This is a genomic window from Aeromonas sp. R6-2 (assembly GCF_040908155.1).
Taxonomy (GTDB): domain Bacteria; phylum Pseudomonadota; class Gammaproteobacteria; order Enterobacterales; family Aeromonadaceae; genus Aeromonas; species Aeromonas schubertii.
The window spans coordinates 74,830-92,735 of sequence record NZ_JBFODE010000045.1; the positions used below are offsets into that span (position 1 = coordinate 74,830).

Annotated in this window: 19 protein-coding genes; 8 read left to right on the plus strand and 11 right to left on the minus strand. The window is 63.2% G+C overall.

Annotation, left to right across the window (positions count from 1 at the left end):
* The first annotated feature begins 1 nt into the window (after position 1).
* Entirely contained in the window at positions 2 to 1,828 is a 1,827-nt protein-coding gene (gene malZ / locus AB5Y48_RS12135) for a maltodextrin glucosidase (RefSeq protein WP_368164612.1), read from the plus strand.
* 73 nt (positions 1,829 to 1,901) lie between these two features.
* Entirely contained in the window at positions 1,902 to 2,675 is a 774-nt protein-coding gene (locus tag AB5Y48_RS12140) for a glycosyltransferase family 2 protein (protein WP_368164613.1), read from the plus strand.
* A gap of 30 nt (positions 2,676 to 2,705) precedes the next feature.
* On the opposite strand, the gene AB5Y48_RS12145 is transcribed toward AB5Y48_RS12140, so the two are convergent.
* Complete coding sequence (locus tag AB5Y48_RS12145; RefSeq protein WP_368164615.1) at positions 2,706 to 3,746, minus strand: glycosyltransferase family 9 protein; 1,041 nt, start codon at positions 3,744 to 3,746, stop codon at positions 2,706 to 2,708.
* Positions 3,747 to 3,882: 136 nt separating this feature from the next.
* Between AB5Y48_RS12145 and coaD the strand changes: the two genes are divergently transcribed.
* Positions 3,883 to 4,380, plus strand: coding sequence for a pantetheine-phosphate adenylyltransferase (coaD, locus tag AB5Y48_RS12150; protein WP_050665306.1), 498 nt, complete (start codon positions 3,883 to 3,885; stop codon positions 4,378 to 4,380).
* Here coaD and AB5Y48_RS12155 read toward each other — a convergent pair.
* The 6 genes from AB5Y48_RS12155 to radC all read right to left on the minus strand — a co-directional run bounded on the left by AB5Y48_RS12155 (position 4,365) and on the right by radC (position 8,004).
* Positions 4,365 to 5,231 (minus strand): VirK/YbjX family protein, encoded by an 867-nt coding sequence (locus AB5Y48_RS12155; protein ID WP_368164652.1) that lies wholly within the window; start codon positions 5,229 to 5,231, stop codon positions 4,365 to 4,367. The two genes, coaD and AB5Y48_RS12155, sit on opposite strands and share 16 nt — an antisense overlap.
* Before the next feature lie 165 nt (positions 5,232 to 5,396).
* Positions 5,397 to 6,209 (minus strand): bifunctional DNA-formamidopyrimidine glycosylase/DNA-(apurinic or apyrimidinic site) lyase, encoded by an 813-nt coding sequence (mutM, locus tag AB5Y48_RS12160; RefSeq protein ID WP_368164616.1) that lies wholly within the window; start codon positions 6,207 to 6,209, stop codon positions 5,397 to 5,399.
* 8 nt (positions 6,210 to 6,217) lie between these two features.
* On the minus strand, positions 6,218 to 6,679 hold the full coding sequence (locus AB5Y48_RS12165) for a hypothetical protein (RefSeq protein WP_050665303.1): 462 nt from the start codon (positions 6,677 to 6,679) through the stop codon (positions 6,218 to 6,220).
* Between the two features lie 95 nt (positions 6,680 to 6,774).
* Entirely contained in the window at positions 6,775 to 6,942 is a 168-nt protein-coding gene (gene rpmG, locus AB5Y48_RS12170; RefSeq protein ID WP_005307500.1) for a 50S ribosomal protein L33, read from the minus strand.
* 10 nt (positions 6,943 to 6,952) lie between these two features.
* Complete coding sequence (gene rpmB / locus AB5Y48_RS12175; protein WP_005349438.1) at positions 6,953 to 7,189, minus strand: 50S ribosomal protein L28; 237 nt, start codon at positions 7,187 to 7,189, stop codon at positions 6,953 to 6,955.
* A gap of 140 nt (positions 7,190 to 7,329) precedes the next feature.
* Positions 7,330 to 8,004 (minus strand): DNA repair protein RadC, encoded by a 675-nt coding sequence (gene radC, locus AB5Y48_RS12180; protein WP_050665302.1) that lies wholly within the window; start codon positions 8,002 to 8,004, stop codon positions 7,330 to 7,332.
* Positions 8,005 to 8,148: 144 nt separating this feature from the next.
* On the opposite strand from radC, the gene coaBC reads away from it, so the two are divergent.
* From coaBC to AB5Y48_RS12200, 4 genes are all read left to right on the plus strand, one after another.
* On the plus strand, positions 8,149 to 9,378 hold the full coding sequence (gene coaBC / locus AB5Y48_RS12185) for a bifunctional phosphopantothenoylcysteine decarboxylase/phosphopantothenate--cysteine ligase CoaBC (RefSeq protein ID WP_368164618.1): 1,230 nt from the start codon (positions 8,149 to 8,151) through the stop codon (positions 9,376 to 9,378).
* Positions 9,375 to 9,833, plus strand: a complete 459-nt coding sequence (dut, locus tag AB5Y48_RS12190; protein ID WP_050665300.1) for a dUTP diphosphatase — start codon at positions 9,375 to 9,377, stop codon at positions 9,831 to 9,833. The genes coaBC and dut overlap by 4 nt, the downstream gene beginning before the upstream one ends.
* Positions 9,834 to 9,902: 69 nt before the next feature.
* On the plus strand, positions 9,903 to 10,499 hold the full coding sequence (gene slmA / locus AB5Y48_RS12195; protein WP_050665299.1) for a nucleoid occlusion factor SlmA: 597 nt from the start codon (positions 9,903 to 9,905) through the stop codon (positions 10,497 to 10,499).
* 129 nt (positions 10,500 to 10,628) lie between these two features.
* A complete protein-coding gene (locus AB5Y48_RS12200) occupies positions 10,629 to 11,459 on the plus strand; it encodes a mechanosensitive ion channel domain-containing protein (protein WP_050665298.1) in 831 nt (276 codons plus the stop codon).
* Between the two features lie 63 nt (positions 11,460 to 11,522).
* Here AB5Y48_RS12200 and AB5Y48_RS12205 read toward each other — a convergent pair whose 3' ends face one another.
* The gene (locus tag AB5Y48_RS12205) at positions 11,523 to 13,964 is read right to left on the minus strand and encodes a VolA/Pla-1 family phospholipase (protein ID WP_368164621.1); all 2,442 of its coding nucleotides are present in this window, start codon (positions 13,962 to 13,964) and stop codon (positions 11,523 to 11,525) included.
* A gap of 270 nt (positions 13,965 to 14,234) precedes the next feature.
* Here AB5Y48_RS12205 and AB5Y48_RS12210 point away from each other — a divergent pair, with 270 nt between their 5' ends.
* Positions 14,235 to 14,492: an accessory factor UbiK family protein gene (locus AB5Y48_RS12210; protein WP_050665296.1), complete on the plus strand. Its 258-nt coding sequence runs from the start codon at positions 14,235 to 14,237 to the stop codon at positions 14,490 to 14,492.
* A 16-nt stretch (positions 14,493 to 14,508) separates the two neighbouring features.
* On the opposite strand, the gene AB5Y48_RS12215 is transcribed toward AB5Y48_RS12210, so the two are convergent.
* The 3 genes from AB5Y48_RS12215 to ubiD form a co-directional block, all read right to left on the minus strand.
* Positions 14,509 to 15,456, minus strand: a complete 948-nt coding sequence (locus AB5Y48_RS12215; RefSeq protein WP_144431435.1) for a sensor domain-containing diguanylate cyclase — start codon at positions 15,454 to 15,456, stop codon at positions 14,509 to 14,511.
* A 181-nt stretch (positions 15,457 to 15,637) separates the two neighbouring features.
* On the minus strand, positions 15,638 to 16,333 hold the full coding sequence (gene fre / locus AB5Y48_RS12220) for an NAD(P)H-flavin reductase (RefSeq protein WP_060588164.1): 696 nt from the start codon (positions 16,331 to 16,333) through the stop codon (positions 15,638 to 15,640).
* Positions 16,334 to 16,411: 78 nt separating this feature from the next.
* Positions 16,412 to 17,881 carry a 4-hydroxy-3-polyprenylbenzoate decarboxylase gene (gene ubiD / locus AB5Y48_RS12225; protein WP_368164623.1) on the minus strand — a complete coding sequence of 490 codons (1,470 nt, stop codon included), beginning with the start codon at positions 17,879 to 17,881 and terminating at the stop codon, positions 16,412 to 16,414.
* Positions 17,882 to 17,906 lie beyond the last annotated feature (25 nt).

A 17,906-nucleotide genomic window follows, 5' to 3' on the forward strand; every position in this document is an offset into this window, starting at 1 on the left:
GATGACCCCCTTTCTGTTTCATCCCCAAGCGTCGCCCTGGTTCAGGGCGACCAACGACACATTACTGCTCACCCTCTTTGTCGATCGCGCCGCCAACCTGAATCAGGTGCTGCTGCGCATCGAACCCGACAACGAGGAAGAGCTGCACCCCATGACTCTGGTCGAGGTACGCGATCGCCTGCAGATCTGGCAACTCACCCTGCCCTTGTCCCCTCATCAGGATCAGCACCTCTACTGCTTCAAGGGGTTGACCGATGAAAGCCAATGGTGGTTGCACGGAGGCGGCATCGATCCCGCCATGCCCCCACGCGCCACCCATTTTCGCTACAACGCCAGGCACCAACCACCGGCCTGGGTGCAGGATCAGGTCTTCTACCAGATCTTCCCGGACCGCTTCTGCAACGGAGATCCCAGCCTGAACGTGCAGGAGGGAGAGTACGACTACCGCGGTCGTCCGGTACTGAGCAAGGCCTGGGGTGAACCGGTCAGCCTGCCGGGCAGCGGTGACGAGGCGAGCGAGTTCTACGGCGGCGATCTGGCCGGCATCGACCAGAAGCTCCACTACCTGCACTCCCTGGGAGTGACGGCCCTCTACCTCAACCCCATCTTCGCCTCGCCGAGCAACCACAAGTACGACACCCAGGACTACTACCGGATCGATCCCCACTTCGGCAGCAACGAGCAGTTCGCCCAGCTGACCCGCAACCTGCGTCAGCGCGGCATGCGCATCGTGCTCGATGCGGTGGTCAACCACACCTCTACCGAGCACCCCTGGTTTGCTCCCCCCGAGGGAGCACACGGTAACCCGGACTCCCCCTGGCGCAGCTTCTACACCTTCGCTGAAGACGGGGACTACGTGAGCTGGAAGGGGATCCGCAGCCTGCCCAAGCTCGACTTCGCCAGCGAGCGGGTACAGGACGTCATCTACCGGGCCGACGACGCCATAGTGCGCCACTGGATGCGCCCCCCCTACCAGATCGACGGCTGGCGCTTCGACGTCATCCACATGCTGGGAGAGCAGGGCTCGGCCAGCGGTAACCGCCACCATGTGCGGGCCCTGCGCGGTGCAGTCAAACAGGAGAACCCGGACGCCTACGTGCTCGGCGAGCACTTCTTCGAGGCCAGCCAGTGGCTGCAGGGCGATCAGGAGGACGGCGCCATGAACTACTACGGCTTCGCCCACCCGATCCGCGCCTTCCTCGCCGGCAAGGACATCGCCTATCAACCGATCCGGATCAGCGCCGTCGAGCTGGATCGTTGGCTGCGGTTGGCCCGCGCCCACATCCCCTTTGCCAACCAGCTGGCCCAGTTCAACCTGCTCGACAGCCACGATACCGCCCGCTTCCTCGAGCTGCTGGGGGGAGACAGGGAACGGATGGCCCTGGCCGTCACCCTGCTGATGACCTATATCGGTGCCCCTTGCGTCTATTACGGTGACGAGGTGGGGATGCGGGGGGGCAATGATCCGGATTGTCGCCGCTGCTTCCCCTGGGAGAGCACCCGCTGGGATCACGCCCTGCACGATCTCTACCGCCGCCTGATCCGGCTGCGCCGCCAGCGACCGGCCCTGCGTCGGGGCGATCTGCAGACCCTCTATGCCGGGGAGCACACGCTAGCCTATGCCCGCACCCTGGAGCGGGATCAGGTGGTGGTGGCCTGTAACCGCCACCCGGACAATCCGCGCAGCCTCACCCTGCCCCTGTGGCAGACCGGCGCACCGGTCAGCCGCTTCTGTGATGCCCTCACCGGCGAGCGTTTCGAGCTGGTGCAAGGGGAACTGCAACTGACCCTGCCCCCCGGCGGCAGCCGGGTACTTATCTCCACCTGAGCCGGGCCGGTGCTGGCGCCGGCCCTCTCACCTCACTAGAATGGAGCCCCTGCACTCCCCGATGGAAAGACCCATGAAACCGACCCTGGCCGCCGTGCTCATCGTCAAGAACGAGGCCGAAAACCTGAGAGCCAGCCTGGCCACCCTGCAGGGAGTGGTCGACGAGATTGTCATCCTCGACTCCGGCAGCCAGGATGAGACCGCCGCCATCGCCGCCGAGTTTGGCGCCCGCTTCTTCGTTAACAACCAATGGCCCGGGTTTGGTCGCCAGCGTCAGCTGGCCCAGTCTCACGTACAATCCGACTGGGTGCTGTGGCTGGACGCCGACGAGCGCCTCACCCCCGAGCTGGCTCAAAGCATCCGCACCGTGCTGGAGAACCCGCCAGCCGATACCCTCTACACCTTGCCGCGCCTCTCCTGGGTGTTTGGCCGTTTCATCCGCCACAGCGGCTGGTACCCGGATCGGGTGCTGCGTCTCTACCCCAGGGCGCTGACCGGTTACAACGACGCCCTGGTCCACGAAAAGGTAGAAGTGCGCGCCAACATGAAGGTGGTGGACCTCAGCGGCGACCTGCTCCACTACACCTATCGGGATCTCGAACACTATCTGGTGAAATCGGCCGGCTATGGCCGCGCCTGGGCCGACCAGCGTCAGGCCCGCGGCAAGAAGAGCTCCCTCGGCCAGGGGCTGCTGCATGCGATCGGCTGCTTCATGAAGATGTACCTGCTCAAGGCGGGTTTCCTCGACGGACGGCAGGGACTGCTGCTGGCCATCCTCTCGGCTCACTCGACCTTCATCAAGTACGCCGACCTCTGGATCCGCCACCAGCCACAACGCCCCGAATAACCACAAGGCCCCTCACGGGGCCTTGTTCATTCAGGAGGCTTGCCAGAATGGCGGAGCCCACTCGGTGATGGCGGCCGCCACCACCCTGGGCTCGATCTGGCTCATGTCTTCGGGATGGTCGCTATCTTCTGGCGGGCTGAATGCCAGGTGGCGTCCCTCCCCGTTGAGCGGACGCCAGCGCAGGGGCGTGGCCGAACGACGCATGGGGAAGAAGCCGACCGTGGGCACGTCCAGGGCGGCGGCGATATGCAGGGGCCCTGTGCTGCCGGCCATGAAGAGGGCGGCGTTGGCGATCACCTGGCAGAACAGGGGAAGTCCCCCCTCGGAGCGGTAGATCCAGCCATTCCCCCCGTGGGCCAGCAGCTCGGCGGCCAGCTGCTCGGCCATCTTCTCCTCGCCGGGACCGGCGGTGAGGATGCATTGCAGCTCGGGACGAGCCTGGTTCAGCTTGATAATGATACGGGCATACTGCTCGATGGAGAGGTTGTTGGCCGAACCACCGCTGCCGGCATGTACCAGCAGCCAGGGGCGGTTGGCATCGACCCGCAAGCGGGCGGCCACCTGCTCGCGTACCCGTGCCAGCACCTCGCCCGGGAAGCGCAGGAAAGGCGCCACGGGCTCGACCGGCGTCACCCCCTGATCCGCCAGGAAGCGACGTATCAGGTCGAGGTTGTATTCGTACTCGGGCTTCTCGGAGCGGGAACGACGCTGGGTCAGGCGCTGGTTGTAGAGCACCTGGGCCAGCTTGGTGGCCGGTGCCAGCCGATAGGGAATGCCCGCCTTCCACACCAGCATGGCATTGCGGGAGTTGGAGAAGAGGCAGATGGCCGCATCGAAAGCCTGCTCGCGGATGGCGCCGAGCAGCCCCTGCTGTTTCTCCTTGTCGGCCCCCTTGCCCGGATCGATCAACACCTCGTCGATCCAGGGACAGAGCCTGGCCAGCGGCGCCGTATAGGACGGCACCAGGGCGGTCACATGACAGGGCAGTGACTGCTTGAGCATGGCGAAGCTTGGCCATGCCAACATGAAGTCACCGATCTTGTCGTTGCGCACCACCAGAATACGTTTCATCACAACCTCATCCTGTGCCCCGACCACTATGGTGGGGACGATCGTTACCTGTGGTGCGCTATTCTTGCCCGACCGACTGCACTTCTCAAGGTGTGGTCGTATAATGCGCCCTATTTCGATCCCAGGAGAGAACATCATGAGCCATCGGGTCATCTATCCGGGCACCTTCGATCCCATCACAAATGGCCATACGGATCTCATCGGCCGGGCCGCCAGCCTCTTCGACGAGGTGATCGTCGGTGTCGCCGCCAGCCCGAGCAAACGCCCCCTGTTCGAGCTGGACGAACGGGTCGAGCTGGCCCGCGAGGTCACCTCACACCTGCCCAACGTCACCGTGGTGGGTTTCTGTGGCCTGCTGGTGGACTTTGCCAAGGCTCACCAGGCCAATGTGTTGATCCGTGGCCTGCGTGCCGTCTCCGACTTCGAGTATGAGTTTCAGCTGGCCAACATGAATCGCCGCCTGATGCCGGAGCTCGAGAGCGTCTTCCTCACCCCGGCGGAGGAGAACTCCTTTATCTCCTCCACCCTGGTCAAGGAGGTGGCCCTGCACGGGGGCGACATCGGTCAGTTTGTCGACCCCAGAGTCGGCAAGGCGATCGCCGCCAAGCTGGCCCAGCGTCAGCCGAACACCTGATCCAGCCGGCGGGCCAACTCGTCCAGCCAGTCGTAACGACGGCGATACATGGCCCGCTTCTTGGACGCTATCTCCTCGAGGGGTTTACGCTCCAGGGGGGCCAGGGTCACGAAGTTGGCGTCCAGCACCCGGGCGCCAAACTCCTCCCACAGCTCGTCATAGTCCGCCTGCAGGCACTCCTTCTTCTTCTTGCTGTAGCGCTTGGCCTGGAAGATGTGGGCACACTTGCGGATAGCACTCACCCGGCTGGCCCCCACACTCTCTGCCAGCATCAGCACCAGCATCACCACCAACGACTTGGGACGCAGGCCATGGCACAGCTTGGTCAGTAACCGGACCCGCTCCTGGGGAGCCTCGACCGAGGGCTCAGGCCCCTGTACCGAGCCGATCACCAGCCCCAGCGAGCCGCCACAACGCTCCAGGGAGAAGGCACAGCTGTAGAGACGTTTGCCCTCTCCATCCAGCAGGGAGAGGGAGAGCTCGGCCTCACGGCGGAAGGTGCCGTCGTGACGCAGCACCAGGCGCACTTCGGAGTCAGGGATCCGCCCCACCTCGACCCCTTGCTCCAGATAGAGGGGAACGATGAGTGACGGGAAGCGCTCCAGCATCAGTCGATAGTGCTCCTCCACCATGGCGGCGCGCTGGTGAGCACTGGAGCTGGCGAAACGATAGGGGCGCATCGGCTTGTCGAGCAGCTCGGGATAACGGGTCGGCAGCTCGCACAGGGGCGCCTCGCAGAAGAGCCGATAGACCCGGCTGAGCGGCTTGCGGTAGAGCAGACTACGCAACACAAACTTGGTGCGGTTGAAGGTACAGCGGGCACTCCCCTCGGGATAGAGGTAGCGAGCCATGGCAGAGGCGCGATAGCGCTCCTGCCGGGCCAGGTCGGCCCAACATGCGTGTGAAGTTGTCATTGTTGTTTATCTCGTGTACAGCCTGAACGGACGAGATACTAAGGAAGGAGCGACCACCAGGACAAGCCCCTGCAACACTCTCTTACAAGATGAGAAGGGATCTCAATGCTGGCAGTGGGGGCAGAAGAAGGTGTTGCGCTGCCCCAGGCGCAGGGAATGGATCTCGCTGCCACAGGTGTGGCAGGGCTCCCCGGAACGCCCGTAAACCTGCAGCCGCTGCACGAAGTAGCCCGGCTTGCCATCGGCACTGGTGAAGTCCTTGAGGGTGGTCCCCCCCTGGGCGATGGCCTCGGTCAGCACCCGTTTGATCTCCTCAACCAGTCGCCCCAGCCGCTCCCGGCTGATGTTGCCGGCCGCCCGCTTGGGATGAATACCGGCGGCAAACAGGGCCTCGTTGGCGTAGATGTTGCCGACCCCGACCACCACCTGATTGTCCATCAAAAACTGCTTGATGGCGGTGCTGCGCCCCTTGGCACGCTGGGCCAGATAATCGGCGCTGAAGGCATCGGTCAGCGGCTCCGGGCCCAGCCTGGCGAGCAGGGCATGTGCCTCGGCGGGGTCCCGGGTCCACAGCAGGGCGCCGAAACGACGGGGATCGTTGAGGCGTAGCAGCTTGCCGTTGGCAAACTCTATGTCCACGTGATCGTGCTTCCCGGCCGGGGTGCCTATGGGCAGCACCCGCAGGCTGCCCGACATCCCCAGATGCAGGATGGCGGTGCCAAAATCGGTCTCCAGCAACAGGTACTTGGCACGCCGGGCGACCCGGCGAAGGGTGAGCCCGGCCAGCTCCTGGATCTCCCCGGGCACCGGCCAGCGCAGGCGGCCGTCACGCACCACGACGCGGGTCACGGCGATACCGGTGAGCCAGGGGGCAATCCCCTGCCGACTCACCTCGACTTCGGGCAGTTCTGGCATGTGTTCCCTTACTTGGCAGGGGTGGGGGAGAGCAGAGCCTGATACTGCTCGGCCGTGAGGGCAAGCCAGCGATCCGGCGGCAACAGGGCCCCGTAGCGGCCGTTATCCTGGTAGAGGCCAACCTCGACCGGATCGTCGCTGGCCGCCAGCCAGACCCGGATCAGGGTCGGCGCGCCACGCAGTGGCTCGGTGGGAGGAAGCAGCCACTGGCTCCACTGGCTCACCAGCCCTCCCAGCGCCGCACTGTCGAGACCAAGGTCGGGCTGGCTGCGCCACCCCTGGCCAATCCGCTCGATCTGCCAGGTGGGCCCCTGCCAGGTGAGCACCACGGCATCGGCCGGCAGCAGGGTACGCTGACGATTCTGGCTGTTGATCTCCTGCATCTGCTCCATGCGATGCAACAGGGTGATGGCGGCCAGGACCCCGACAATGATGACGTTGTTCCAGCCCCGACGGGAGAGTCTGAACATGCTTTCCTCCTGAAAAGGGAGGACAGTGTACTGTGGATCGCGGCCATAAAAAAACCCGGCCTAAGCCGGGTTTTTGGGAGAGCAAGATCAAGTAATTACTTGATTTTGCCTTCCTTGTAGATCACATGCTGACGAACGACCGGATCAAATTTCTTGATCTCCATCTTTTCGGGCATGGTGCGCTTGTTCTTGGTAGTGGTATAGAAGTGACCAGTACCGGCGCTGGAGTTCAGGCGAATCTTCTCGCGAATACCTTTAGCCATGATTTAGTCCTTATACCTTCTCACCGCGGGCGCGCAGTTCAGCCAGAACGACTTCTACGCCACGCTTGTCGATGATACGCATGCCCTTGGCGGAAACACGCAGGCTTACGAAGCGCTTTTCACTCTCAACCCAAAAACGGTGAGTGTGCAGGTTCGGCAGGAAACGACGCTTGGTAGCGTTGTTAGCGTGCGAACGGTTGTTACCAACAGCCGGACGCTTGCCGGTTACTTGGCATACTCTAGACATGTCAGTCTCTCCAAATCTTACTTCTTGCTCGAGCAAATATTTGCCCCGCTGGCCTTCGATTGCGGGGCAAACAGAAGGCGGCATTTTATACAGCATCTGTGATCAAAGATCAACTAAAACGGGGCCCAGCGCCATGGTTGTCAGAGCCAACCGCGCTCGGCGAAGGAAACCGTGATGCCGTCACCGATCACCAGATGATCCAGGACTCGCACATCGATCAGGGCCAGTGCGGCCAGGATCCGTTCCGTCAACTGGCGATCGGCCCGGCTGGGCTCGGCCACGCCGGACGGGTGATTATGCGCCAGAATCACGGCGGCTGCATTATGTTTGATCGCGATCCGCACAATTTCTCTCGGCCAGACGCTGGCACTGCCCAGGGTTCCCTGAAACAACTCTTCGTCATGGATCACCCTGTGCTGATTATCGAGCAGGAGGATCGCGAAGATCTCCCGCTCACGATCCCTGAGCCTGGCCTGCAGATAGTCGCGGGTCAGCTGGGGGCTGGTGAGGGCCTCCCCCCGCTCCAGCCGCTCGGCCAGATGGCGCCGGGCCATCTCGAGGACCGCCTGCAACTGGACAAATTTGGCCTCACCGAGACCACGGCCACGACAAAAGGCCTGCCGCTCGGCCCCCATCAGGGCGCGCAGGGAGCCAAACTCCCCCAACAGGTTGCGCGCCAGGGTCACCGCATCCGTCCCGCTCACTCCGGTGCGCAGAAAAATCGCCAGCAGCTCGGCATCCGATAACGCCTGTGCCCCCCTGGCCAGCAGCTTCTCCCGTGGGCGCTCGTCCCGGGGCCAATCTTTGATAGCCATTTGTCACCCTCCCTGTGGGATGAGACAACCTTAGCCCGTCCCCCTCTTCTCTGCTCACCCATGAACTTGACCTTGCCCCCTGTCCCGAACAGAGGGGTGTGATATCTTAGCCGACCAGTGACTGAGACGACCGGAACGAGATCCATGAGATTGGCCGACAAACGCATCCTGCTGGGCATCAGCGGGGGGATCGCCGCCTACAAGAGTGCCGAGCTGGTGCGCCGCCTGAAAGATCAGGGGGCCGAGGTGCGGGTGGTGATGACCCGCTCCGCCAAGGAGTTCATCACCCCCCTGACCCTGCAGGCGGTATCGGGCCATCCGGTGGCCGACAGCCTGCTCGACCCGGCCGCCGAGGCTGGCATGGGCCATATCGAGCTGGCCAAGTGGGCCGATCTGGTCCTGATCGCCCCGGCCAGTGCCAACCTGATGGCCCGTATGGCCGCCGGCATGGCCGACGAACTGCTCACCACTCTCTGCCTGGCCACCCCGGCCACAGTCGCACTGGCGCCGGCCATGAACCAGCAGATGTATCTCAACCCCGCCACCCAGGCCAACCTCAAGACCCTGGCCAGCCGCGGTATCCTGTTGTGGGGGCCCGACTCGGGCAGCCAGGCATGCGGCGATGTGGGGCCGGGTCGCATGCTCGACCCGCTCGAGTTGGTGGAGCGCTGCGTGACCCGGCTGCAGGGAGAACGCCCCCTGGCCGGTTGTCGTCTGCTGCTGACCGCCGGCCCGACCCGGGAAGCCCTCGACCCGGTGCGTTACATCAGCAACCACAGCTCGGGCAAGATGGGATTCGCCCTGGCCCGTGCGGCGGTCGAGCTGGGGGCCGAGGTGACCCTGGTGAGTGGACCTGTGGCCCTGGCCACCCCGGCAGGCGTCACCCGCATCGACGTGGAGAGCGCCGGGCAGATGCATGCGGCCGTGCTGGCCCAGGTGGCCGGCAGCGACATCTTTATCGGCTGCGCCGCCGTGGCGGACTACCGGCCGGCCGAGATCCACCCTCAGAAGATCAAGAAAACGGTCGATAAAGAGGAGATGGTGCTGACCCTGGTGAAGAACCCGGACATCATCGCCTCGGTTGGCGCCCTCGAGGATAAACCCTTCACCGTGGGGTTTGCCGCCGAAACCGTGGATGTGGAACAATACGCCCTCGACAAGCTGCAACGGAAGCGGCTCGACATGATCGCCGCCAACGACGTGTCCCGCGCCGGCCAAGGATTCAATGCCGATGACAACGCCCTTACCCTGTTTTGGCAGGGGGGACGCCACGAGTTGCCACTGGCCGACAAGCTGTCGATCGCCCGGCACCTGCTCACCCTGGTGGCGGAACACTATCTGCGCCGCCGCGCCCAAGATAACAAGCACTCATGACGACACAGATTGAACTGAAAATCCTCGATGACCGCATCGGCCGCGAATTTCCGCTGCCCGCCTACGCGACCCCGGGTTCTGCCGGCATGGACCTGCGCGCCCTGCTGGACGAGAGCATCACCCTGGCCCCCGGAGAGACGACGCTCGTCCCCACCGGCCTGGCCATCCATATCCAGGATCCGGGCCTGTGCGCCACCATCTTGCCCCGCTCCGGCCTCGGCCATAAGCACGGCATCGTGCTCGGCAACCTGGTGGGCCTCATCGATTCCGACTATCAAGGCCAGCTGATGGTCTCGGTCTGGAATCGCGGCAAGGAGAGCTTCACCATGCAACCGGGCGAGCGCATCGCCCAGCTGGTGATCCTGCCCGTGGTACAGGCCAGTTTTACCCTGGTCGACGAGTTTGATCAGAGCGAGCGCGGCGAGGGGGGCTTTGGCTCCTCCGGACGCCAGTAACGCCGCCGGCAGACACACCCGGGCAGCGCCAAATAATAAAGACAAGGCATTGTTTTTGTAGGGGAATTTATGGCAAGCAGTCAACTCAAGCAGAGCCGTCGGGAGCAGATCCTGCAGGCTCTCGCCCATATGCTGGAAACCAGTCCTGGGCAGCGCATCACCACGGCCCGCCTGGCCGCCGAGGTCGGGGTATCGGAGGCAGCCCTGTACCGGCACTTCCCCAGCAAGGCGCGCATGTTCGAGGGATTGATCGACTTCATCGAGGACTCCCTGCTCTCCCGGGTGAACCTGATCCTGACCGAGGAGAAGGACACCATGGCGCGCTGCCGCCACATACTACAACTGCTGCTGGTGTTTGCCGAGCGCAACCCGGGCATCACCCGTATCCTCAACGGCGATGCCCTGCTGGGGGAAAACGACCGGCTGCGGGATCGCATCGGCCTGCTGTTCGACAAGCTGGAGACCCAGCTCAAGCAGGTGCTGCGCGAGAAGCGACTGCGCGAGGGGCAGGGATTCCAGCTCGACGAGACCATGCTGGCCAACCTGCTGCTCGCCTACGCCGAGGGACGTATCAGTCAGTTTGTTCGCTCCGAGTTCAAGCTCAAGCCCACCGCCGGCTTTGAGGAGCAGTGGCACTTCATTCGCAGCCAGCTGCTGCAGAGCTGATTGCCGAGGGGGAGACCAGAGGTCTCCCCCTTTTCTTTGTCTGTTTCATATGCGACCGTAGTCGTCGCACCCTTGTGCTCTAATCCACCCCTTTGCCCATCACCATCACCATCACGGACAGGAGACCCTATGGAACCCGAGATCCTCAACGAGGCCCAGACCTGGTTGCAGAACAATCAGACCCTGATCATCGAATATGGCGTCAATATCGCGGCCGCCCTGCTTACCCTGCTGCTGGGTTACTTCGCGGCCAACATCATCAGCGGTGGCGTGACCCGGGTGATGAAGGCCCGCCAGCTGGATATCACCATTACCGAATTCGTTGGCAGCATCCTCAAATACGCCATCCTGATATTCGTGGTGATCGCGGCGCTGGGCCGGGTCGGAGTGCAGACCGCCTCCTTCGTGGCCATCATAGGTGCCGCCGGTCTGGCCATCGGCCTGGCACTGCAAGGGTCGCTCTCCAACTTTGCCGCCGGTTTCCTGCTCATCATCTTCCGTCCCATCAAGGCGGGGGAGTTTATCGAGGTCGCCGGCACCAGTGGTGTGGTACAGGCGGTGCAACTCTTCACCACCACCCTTAACTCCGCCGATAACAAGATGGTGGTGGTCCCCAACTCCGCCATCCTCAACGGCACCATAGTGAACTACTCGCGCATGGAGACCCGCCGGGTCGACATGACCTTCGGCATCGGCTATGGCTCCGACCTGCGCAAGGCCAAGCAGATCCTCGAGCGCCTGGTTCATGAAGAGCCGCGCATCCTGAAAGATCCGGCCGTCACCATCGCCGTCGCCGCCCTGGCCGACTCCTCGGTCAATATCGTGGTGCGCCCCTGGGTCAAGACCGCCGACTACTGGGGGGTCTGGTTCGACTTCCACGAGAGGGTGAAGATGGCCTTCGACGCCGAGGGTATCGAGATCCCCTTCCCCCAGCGTGTGGTGCATATGAAGTCTGAATAACACCTCACCATGAAAAAAGAGAGGCCGCCCCACGTGGGGCGGCCTCTTTCATTGCTGCTTGGTTTATTGCTTGAGCAGGTTGGGATCACTCACCTGCACAGCCCCGCCGGCGGTCACGAAGAAGCTGGCAAACTCCTTCTGGATCTCGGCAGTCACAGCCCCGGCGTCATCACCCCCGTCCGGCGCCAGCAGCGAACTGTGGCCCCCGTCGACGAAGCGTGCCACATGGCGGATGGGTCCGGCCTGGGTGCCGGTCAGTGGCTGCAGCCCCAACACCTTGAGCAGAGGCTCGGTGCCACCCAGGGGAGCGCTCGCGATACTGTTGGGGATCACCTGATCCGGCAGCTTGAGGGCACCATCGCCCACGATCTCGGTGGCAAACAGCTTGAGGTCGCTCTTGATGCCCACCCCCAGATTGATGGGATCGGCCGAGTCGAGCACCGACTGGGCGGCGAAGCTGTAACTGGCCAGGGTCGAGGTGGCGGCAGCCCGGGTCGCCGCATCCTGTTTCGGCAGGAACTCGTTGACGAAGCAGGCAGGATCCGGTGCCTTCTGGCAGCTCGGGGCATAGGCGGCGAAGCCATCCTTGAGTGCGGCAGAGCTGCTGGTCAGTATCCCGTACTGGATGGTCGGCCCGAAGGTCGGTGAGTTGAGCAGCAGGGGGGCTATGCCACCACCGGGCATGGCCAGGCCGCCGGTGTCGAACTTGAACAGAGGATCGACTTGCGGGTTAAGCTCCGCATTCGCCACCGCCAGCAGATTGGTGCCGGTGATGGCCCCCAGGGAGTGACCCAGGAAGTGCACCTTGAGGTTGCCCTGGGTACCAATCTGGGTACCCAGCCCCTTGCCGTTGGCCAGCCCCACCGCCAGACGCAGCCCGAGCAGGTCGGCGACACTCTGCTTGAGGTTGTCGCGGGCCACGGTCAGGTAGCTGAGGTTGAGGTAGGGGGTCGGGTTGCTGCTGCTGGTGACCGTATCCATGCTGCCGCTCAGGGCGTAACCACGCTCACCGTGCAGCGGGTGGTCGATCACCACGATGGCTACATTCTTGGCACTGGGCAGAGCCTGCAGGCCGGCACCGATCTGGCTCAGGGCCAGGGCGTAGGCGTTCTCCTTCACCGAGGTGACGCCATGCTGGTAGATGATCACATCGGTCACGGCACTCAGGGGCGCCGCGGCGAAGATGCGCATCGGCACCGACTGCACCTCGCTCAGGGCCGGCAGCGGGTTGAAGCGACCTATGTTGTGCTGGGTGTCGATGGGCTTGCCACCCGAGGTGAGGGTCACCCCGATCAACTTGCTCGCCTCGGCCAGCAGTTCGGCCGAGCGGCCGGGATCGGCCAGCAACTCGGCCAGCTCGGCGGGGTTGACACCTGCGCCCACCAGACCGTCAATCACCTCCTTGTCGCCCGCCTTGAGGGCGTTGGCGATGGCGTAGAGGCTGTCGACAGCCCCGTGCCAGGATTGTCCCTTGGCCTTGTCCCAGGAGCCCGCCAGGGCCGGGGTGGAGAGGAAATAGGGGAGTCTGACGGTGCCGCTATAGACCTTGGTCGCTGCCGCCAAACCGGAGAGAGTCGGGTCGGCACCAATCACCTGGGCCAACTGATCACGCGAGGCCTGGGGCAGGAAGGTTTCACCGGCCAGCTTGGTCAGAAACGCCGTACCGCCATCGATCTGGTTGATGGTGTAGGTCCCCGGCAGGCTGGTATTGCCGCTGGCATCCTGCTTCCACAGAGCGGCGGCGTCCAGAGTGGCGGAATTTGCCAGGATGCTGGCTGCCGCCCCCTTGACGGCGGTCAGCACATCGGCGCCGGATTGGGTGGCAAACCAGTCGGAGAAGATCACCTTGTCTGAGGTAATGCCGGTCTTCTGCAGGAACAGCCCCTCCTGCAGGGCGATCAGGTTGTGCAGCTTCTGCTCGGTGGCGCTGCTGCCCGCATTGGCTCTCAGGTTGGCGTAGTCATCGCCGGCACGCAGGGCACTGCCACGGCTGTCCTTGAGGGTGCTGGTGGCCACCGTCATGTAGTAAGAGGAGGGATTGAAGGGCTTGAACGGTACCAGGGCCAGCTTGCCGCCACTCTCGGCCACGACGAAGTCGGAGCCATAGACGAGTTGCTTCTTGATCCCCTTGGGCGCCATGGTGCTGCTGTCAAAATCCAGCTCGAACAGATAGAGGGGGGCCACCGCAGCGGCAAAATCGGCGCCGGAAGGAGCCGGCACACTCACCCCTTCGACCCCGATGGGGACCAGGGTCACCGGCTGGGTGGTGGACCATCCATCCAGGGTGGAGAGAGCGGACACCGGGTTGGAGAGATCCGTCGTTTCGGTGGAGAACTTGAGGGTCCCGTCACCGTCGCGGGGAGCCAGCACACTGGCACGCAGACCCGTGGAGCCGGTCAGCAGATAATCGAGAGAGGAGGAGGTATCCCCCTTGTTGTCGTCACCACCGCCACAGGCGGTCAGCAGCGCAGTGGCCACCGCAACAAAGATCAGCTTCTTCTTCATATCCATGTCTCATTATTGTGAATGTGTCCTGACGAGGCGGGTACGGCTCCAACCCGCACCCAGGCACATTAACATAAAAGCAACAGCTCAGAAGCTACTGGTCCGTCATCGGATCTCAACTCTTGCTTAAAAATGCGACGCACCCCTCATCGGGAGGAGGCGCAGACTAGCACACCCCGCGTTGGCTCCCGCTCCGACCAGGCCCATCAAACAGGCTCGGCAGCTGGGGCCATTAGCGGTAGAATGCTGACCAGCAACAAGGAGACAGCCATGATTGACCCGAAAAAATTGGAAGAGATCGCCAAGCAGATCCACAACGCCATGCCCCCTGGCATGAAGAGCGTTGGGGAAGAGGTAGAGAAGAAGATTCGTCAGGTTCTGCAGGCTCAGCTCGGCAAGCTCGATCTGGTGAGCCGCGAAGAGTTTGACGTGCAAACCAAGGTGTTGCTGCGCACTCGCGAGAAGTTGGCCACGCTGGAAGCCAAGCTGGAACAGCTCGAGCAGCAGCTGGGCCAGAAGGGGGAGTAATTCCCGGGGCAGGCCGTCACAGGTAGAGTTGATGCCAACGCTGCTTGCCCCTCTCCTTGGCTAGGTACATGGCCCGGTCCGCGGCCTCCAGCGCCAGCCTAAAAGGGGGGCGCTCCGCCTCCCAACGGGCGATGCCGATACTCATCCCCAGCGTCAGGCGACTGCCCGGATCGGGCAGATAGTCGCTCACCTGTGCCAGTAATCGCTCGGCCAGCGGACCCGGCGACACCCCCTCCGGCAGACAGACCACAAACTCATCCCCGCCGTAACGCCCGCACGGGGCCGATTCGGGCATGATGTCACGCAGCCAGCCGGCTATCTGTTGCAATACCCGATCACCACAGGCATGCCCCAGACTGTCATTCACCAGCTTGAAGTCATCGAGGTCGATAAAGAGCAGCGCCGCCAGCGACGGCGTCTCACTGAAGGCATGAGCCAACCCCTGGCGGTTGAGCAGATCGGTCAGGGCATCGCGACGGGCCTGGCGAGCCAGACGCTGCTCGTTCTCCTTGCGATGGGTGATATCGATATGAGAGCCGAGGATCCGCAGCGGCTTGCCATCCCCATCCCACTCCACCACCCGCCCCCGGTCCCACAGCCAGGTCACCCGACCATCGGGAGCCAGGGTGCGGTACTCGGCCTCGTAGAAGGGCGTCTCTCCCGACAGGTGATCGAAGTAGCGGGTGAGGGCCAGCTCACTGTCTTCGGGATGGAGCTTGGCGCGCCACTGGTCGAAGTGAGGTGCCATCTCACCAGCTTTAAAGTGCTGTAGATTGAAGACCTTAAGCTCACCGGTCGGGATCATCCCCTGCCACAGACAGAGGCCGGTACCATCCAGGGCAGCATTGAGGCGCTCCTGCAGGATGCGATTTTCCTGCTCCAGTTGACGCACTGCCTGACGCAGTTGGCGTAGCTCATCTTCCTCAACCTGGGCCAGGGTCAGCCATTCCGAACCCTCCGTCACCGCCGCCTCCCTGCTCTGAACTCTGCTCCAAGTGAGACACAATAGTGTTGATTATCAATAGAATGCAAGCGGATAACGCATAGGGAGAGAAAGGCATCACAGGGAGAAAAGAAGAAGGGGCCGTTCGGCCCCATTCAAACAGATACATTGGCGTCACCGGGATCACCCCCAGCCACCCTATTCAGATAAACTCGTAGGCATCACCGAAGATGCGCTCCGGCTCGGCGCCGAGCAGCTTGAACTCCTCGCGCGCAGCACCGGCCATCTCGAAGCGCCCCGCCACATAGATGTCGTAGTCGTGCAGACTGACGAAGTCATCCATGATCGCCTTGTGCACCAGTCCGGTGCGGCCCTGCCACTGCGGATCGGGCTCCTGTACCACGGGGATAAAGGTGAGCGGCGCATAACGCTGCTCGAGGGCGCGCATCTCGTCGAGTTCATAGAGCCAGTGGGCCTGACGCACCCCCCAGTAAACGAACACGGGACGCTGACTGCCGCCGTCGATCAGTTGTTGCAATATACTGCGCACATAGGAGTAACCGGTACCGCCCGCCATCAGCAGCAGAGGGCGGGGCGACTCTTCCCGCAGGAAGGCCTTGCCCGCCGCCAGCTCGACCTCGATCTCCCCCTGCTCGCGCATGCGAGCCAGTACCTGACCGGCATAGGCATTTTCCGGGGTGGCACCGATCTGCAGCTCGAGGCCAGGACGGCCCGGCCCATTGGCGATGGAGAAGGGGCGCTTGTCCGAGTCGCTCATCACCACCAGCAGATACTGGCCCGGCTTGAAGGTGATCGCGTCGGCAGGTGTCAGGCCCACCTGCCAGATGGTCTCTACCACTTCGCGTAACTCGGTTACGCGGCACTTGATTCGTTGCATTCGTTTCCTTTCTCGGTGGCACTCGCCACCCTGGCTCATGTCGTCATTATGATGACCGGTCGATTCCCGGTTGGGCTATTAGTCGAGAATACCCAATTCGTCCCAGATCGCATCGATCTTTTGCTTCACCGCCGAGTCTTGCACTATGGGCGCCCCCCACTCGCGGTTGGTCTCTCCCGGCCACTTGTTGGTGGCATCCAGCCCCATCTTGGAGCCGAGCCCCGAAACCGGCGAGGCGAAGTCCAGGTAGTCGATCGGCGTGTGCTCGATCAGGGTGGTGTCGCGGGCCGGGTCCATCCGGGTGGTGATGGCCCAGATCACATCCTTCCAATCGCGGGCATTGATATCGTCATCGCACACCACCACGAACTTGGTGTACATGAACTGGCGCAGGAAGGACCAGACCCCCAGCATCACCCGCTTGGCGTGGCCCGGGTAGCGCTTCTTGATGGTCACCACCGCCATCCGGTAGGAGCACCCCTCCGGCGGCAGGTAGAAGTCAACGATCTCGGGAAACTGCTTCTGCAACAGGGGCACGAACACCTCGTTGAGCGCCACCCCGAGCACCGCCGGCTCATCGGGTGGACGGCCGGTGTAGGTGCTGTGGTAGATGGCATCCTTACGCAGGGTCATGTGGGTGATGGTGAAGACCGGGAACTCGTCCACCTCGTTGTAGTAGCCGGTGTGATCCCCATAGGGACCTTCCGGCGCCAGCTCGCCCGGCTCGATATAGCCCTCCAGCACGATCTCGGCGCTCGCCGGCACCTCCAGCTCACAGCTGACAGCCTTGACCACCTCGGTACGGCTGCCGCGCAGCAGACCGGCAAAGGCGTATTCGGAGAGGGTGTCGGGCACCGGCGTCACGGCACCGAGTATGGTCGCGGGATCGGCACCGAGCGCCACCACCACCGGGAATCGCTCACCCGGGTGCGCCTCCTGCCACTCGCGAAAATCGATAGCCCCACCGCGATGATCCAGCCAACGCATGATGAGCTTGTTCTTGCCGATCTTCTGCTGGCGGTAAATGCCGAGGTTCTGCCGCTTCTTGTAGGGGCCGCGGGTGATGGTGAGTCCCCAGGTGACCAGGGGCGCCACATCCCCCGGCCAGCAGTGCTGGATGGGGATACGGTCGAGATCGACCTCGTCGCCGGTCAGCACCTGCTCCTGGCAGGGGGCCGAGGAGAGGCGCTTGGTCGGCATGTTGAGCACCTGCTTGAAGATGGGCAGCTTCTCCATCAACTCCCTGAATCCCTTGGGTGGCTCCGGCTCCTTGAGGTAGGAGAGCCAGGTGCCCACCTGGCGCAGGGCGCCGACGTCCGGCTGGCCCATGCCCATGGCGACCCGATCCGGGGTGCCGAACAAATTGGCCAGCACCGGCATCTGATACCCCTTGGGGTTTTCGAACAGCAGGGCGGGGCCACCGGCACGCAGGGTACGGTCGCAAATCTCGGTCATCTCGAGATAGGGGTCGATCTCGCGGCCGATCCGCTTGAGCTGGCCCCGCGCTTCGAGCTGCGCGATAAAGTCGCGCAAATCCTTGTATTTCATAAGGCTACCGCGTTGGATTCAGGGT

Excerpts from the sequence above, each read along its gene's own strand:
- AB5Y48_RS12140 (WP_368164613.1), top strand. The coding sequence starts at position 1,902 with ATGAAACCGACCCTGGCCGCCGTGCTCATCGTCAAGAACGAGGCCGAA.
- malZ (WP_368164612.1), top strand. The coding sequence starts at position 2 with ATGACCCCCTTTCTGTTTCATCCCCAAGCGTCGCCCTGGTTCAGGGCG.
- coaD (WP_050665306.1), top strand. The coding sequence starts at position 3,883 with ATGAGCCATCGGGTCATCTATCCGGGCACCTTCGATCCCATCACAAAT.
- dut (WP_050665300.1), top strand. The coding sequence starts at position 9,375 with ATGACGACACAGATTGAACTGAAAATCCTCGATGACCGCATCGGCCGC.
- mutM (WP_368164616.1), bottom strand. The coding sequence starts at position 6,209 with ATGCCAGAACTGCCCGAAGTCGAGGTGAGTCGGCAGGGGATTGCCCCC.
- rpmG (WP_005307500.1), bottom strand. The coding sequence starts at position 6,942 with ATGGCTAAAGGTATTCGCGAGAAGATTCGCCTGAACTCCAGCGCCGGT.
- AB5Y48_RS12155 (WP_368164652.1), bottom strand. The coding sequence starts at position 5,231 with ATGGCTCGCTACCTCTATCCCGAGGGGAGTGCCCGCTGTACCTTCAAC.
- AB5Y48_RS12165 (WP_050665303.1), bottom strand. The coding sequence starts at position 6,679 with ATGTTCAGACTCTCCCGTCGGGGCTGGAACAACGTCATCATTGTCGGG.
- AB5Y48_RS12210 (WP_050665296.1), top strand. The coding sequence starts at position 14,235 with ATGATTGACCCGAAAAAATTGGAAGAGATCGCCAAGCAGATCCACAAC.
- AB5Y48_RS12200 (WP_050665298.1), top strand. The coding sequence starts at position 10,629 with ATGGAACCCGAGATCCTCAACGAGGCCCAGACCTGGTTGCAGAACAAT.
- radC (WP_050665302.1), bottom strand. The coding sequence starts at position 8,004 with ATGGCTATCAAAGATTGGCCCCGGGACGAGCGCCCACGGGAGAAGCTG.
- AB5Y48_RS12205 (WP_368164621.1), bottom strand. The coding sequence starts at position 13,964 with ATGAAGAAGAAGCTGATCTTTGTTGCGGTGGCCACTGCGCTGCTGACC.
- fre (WP_060588164.1), bottom strand. The coding sequence starts at position 16,333 with ATGCAACGAATCAAGTGCCGCGTAACCGAGTTACGCGAAGTGGTAGAG.
- ubiD (WP_368164623.1), bottom strand. The coding sequence starts at position 17,881 with ATGAAATACAAGGATTTGCGCGACTTTATCGCGCAGCTCGAAGCGCGG.
- slmA (WP_050665299.1), top strand. The coding sequence starts at position 9,903 with ATGGCAAGCAGTCAACTCAAGCAGAGCCGTCGGGAGCAGATCCTGCAG.
- coaBC (WP_368164618.1), top strand. The coding sequence starts at position 8,149 with ATGAGATTGGCCGACAAACGCATCCTGCTGGGCATCAGCGGGGGGATC.
- AB5Y48_RS12145 (WP_368164615.1), bottom strand. The coding sequence starts at position 3,746 with ATGAAACGTATTCTGGTGGTGCGCAACGACAAGATCGGTGACTTCATG.
- rpmB (WP_005349438.1), bottom strand. The coding sequence starts at position 7,189 with ATGTCTAGAGTATGCCAAGTAACCGGCAAGCGTCCGGCTGTTGGTAAC.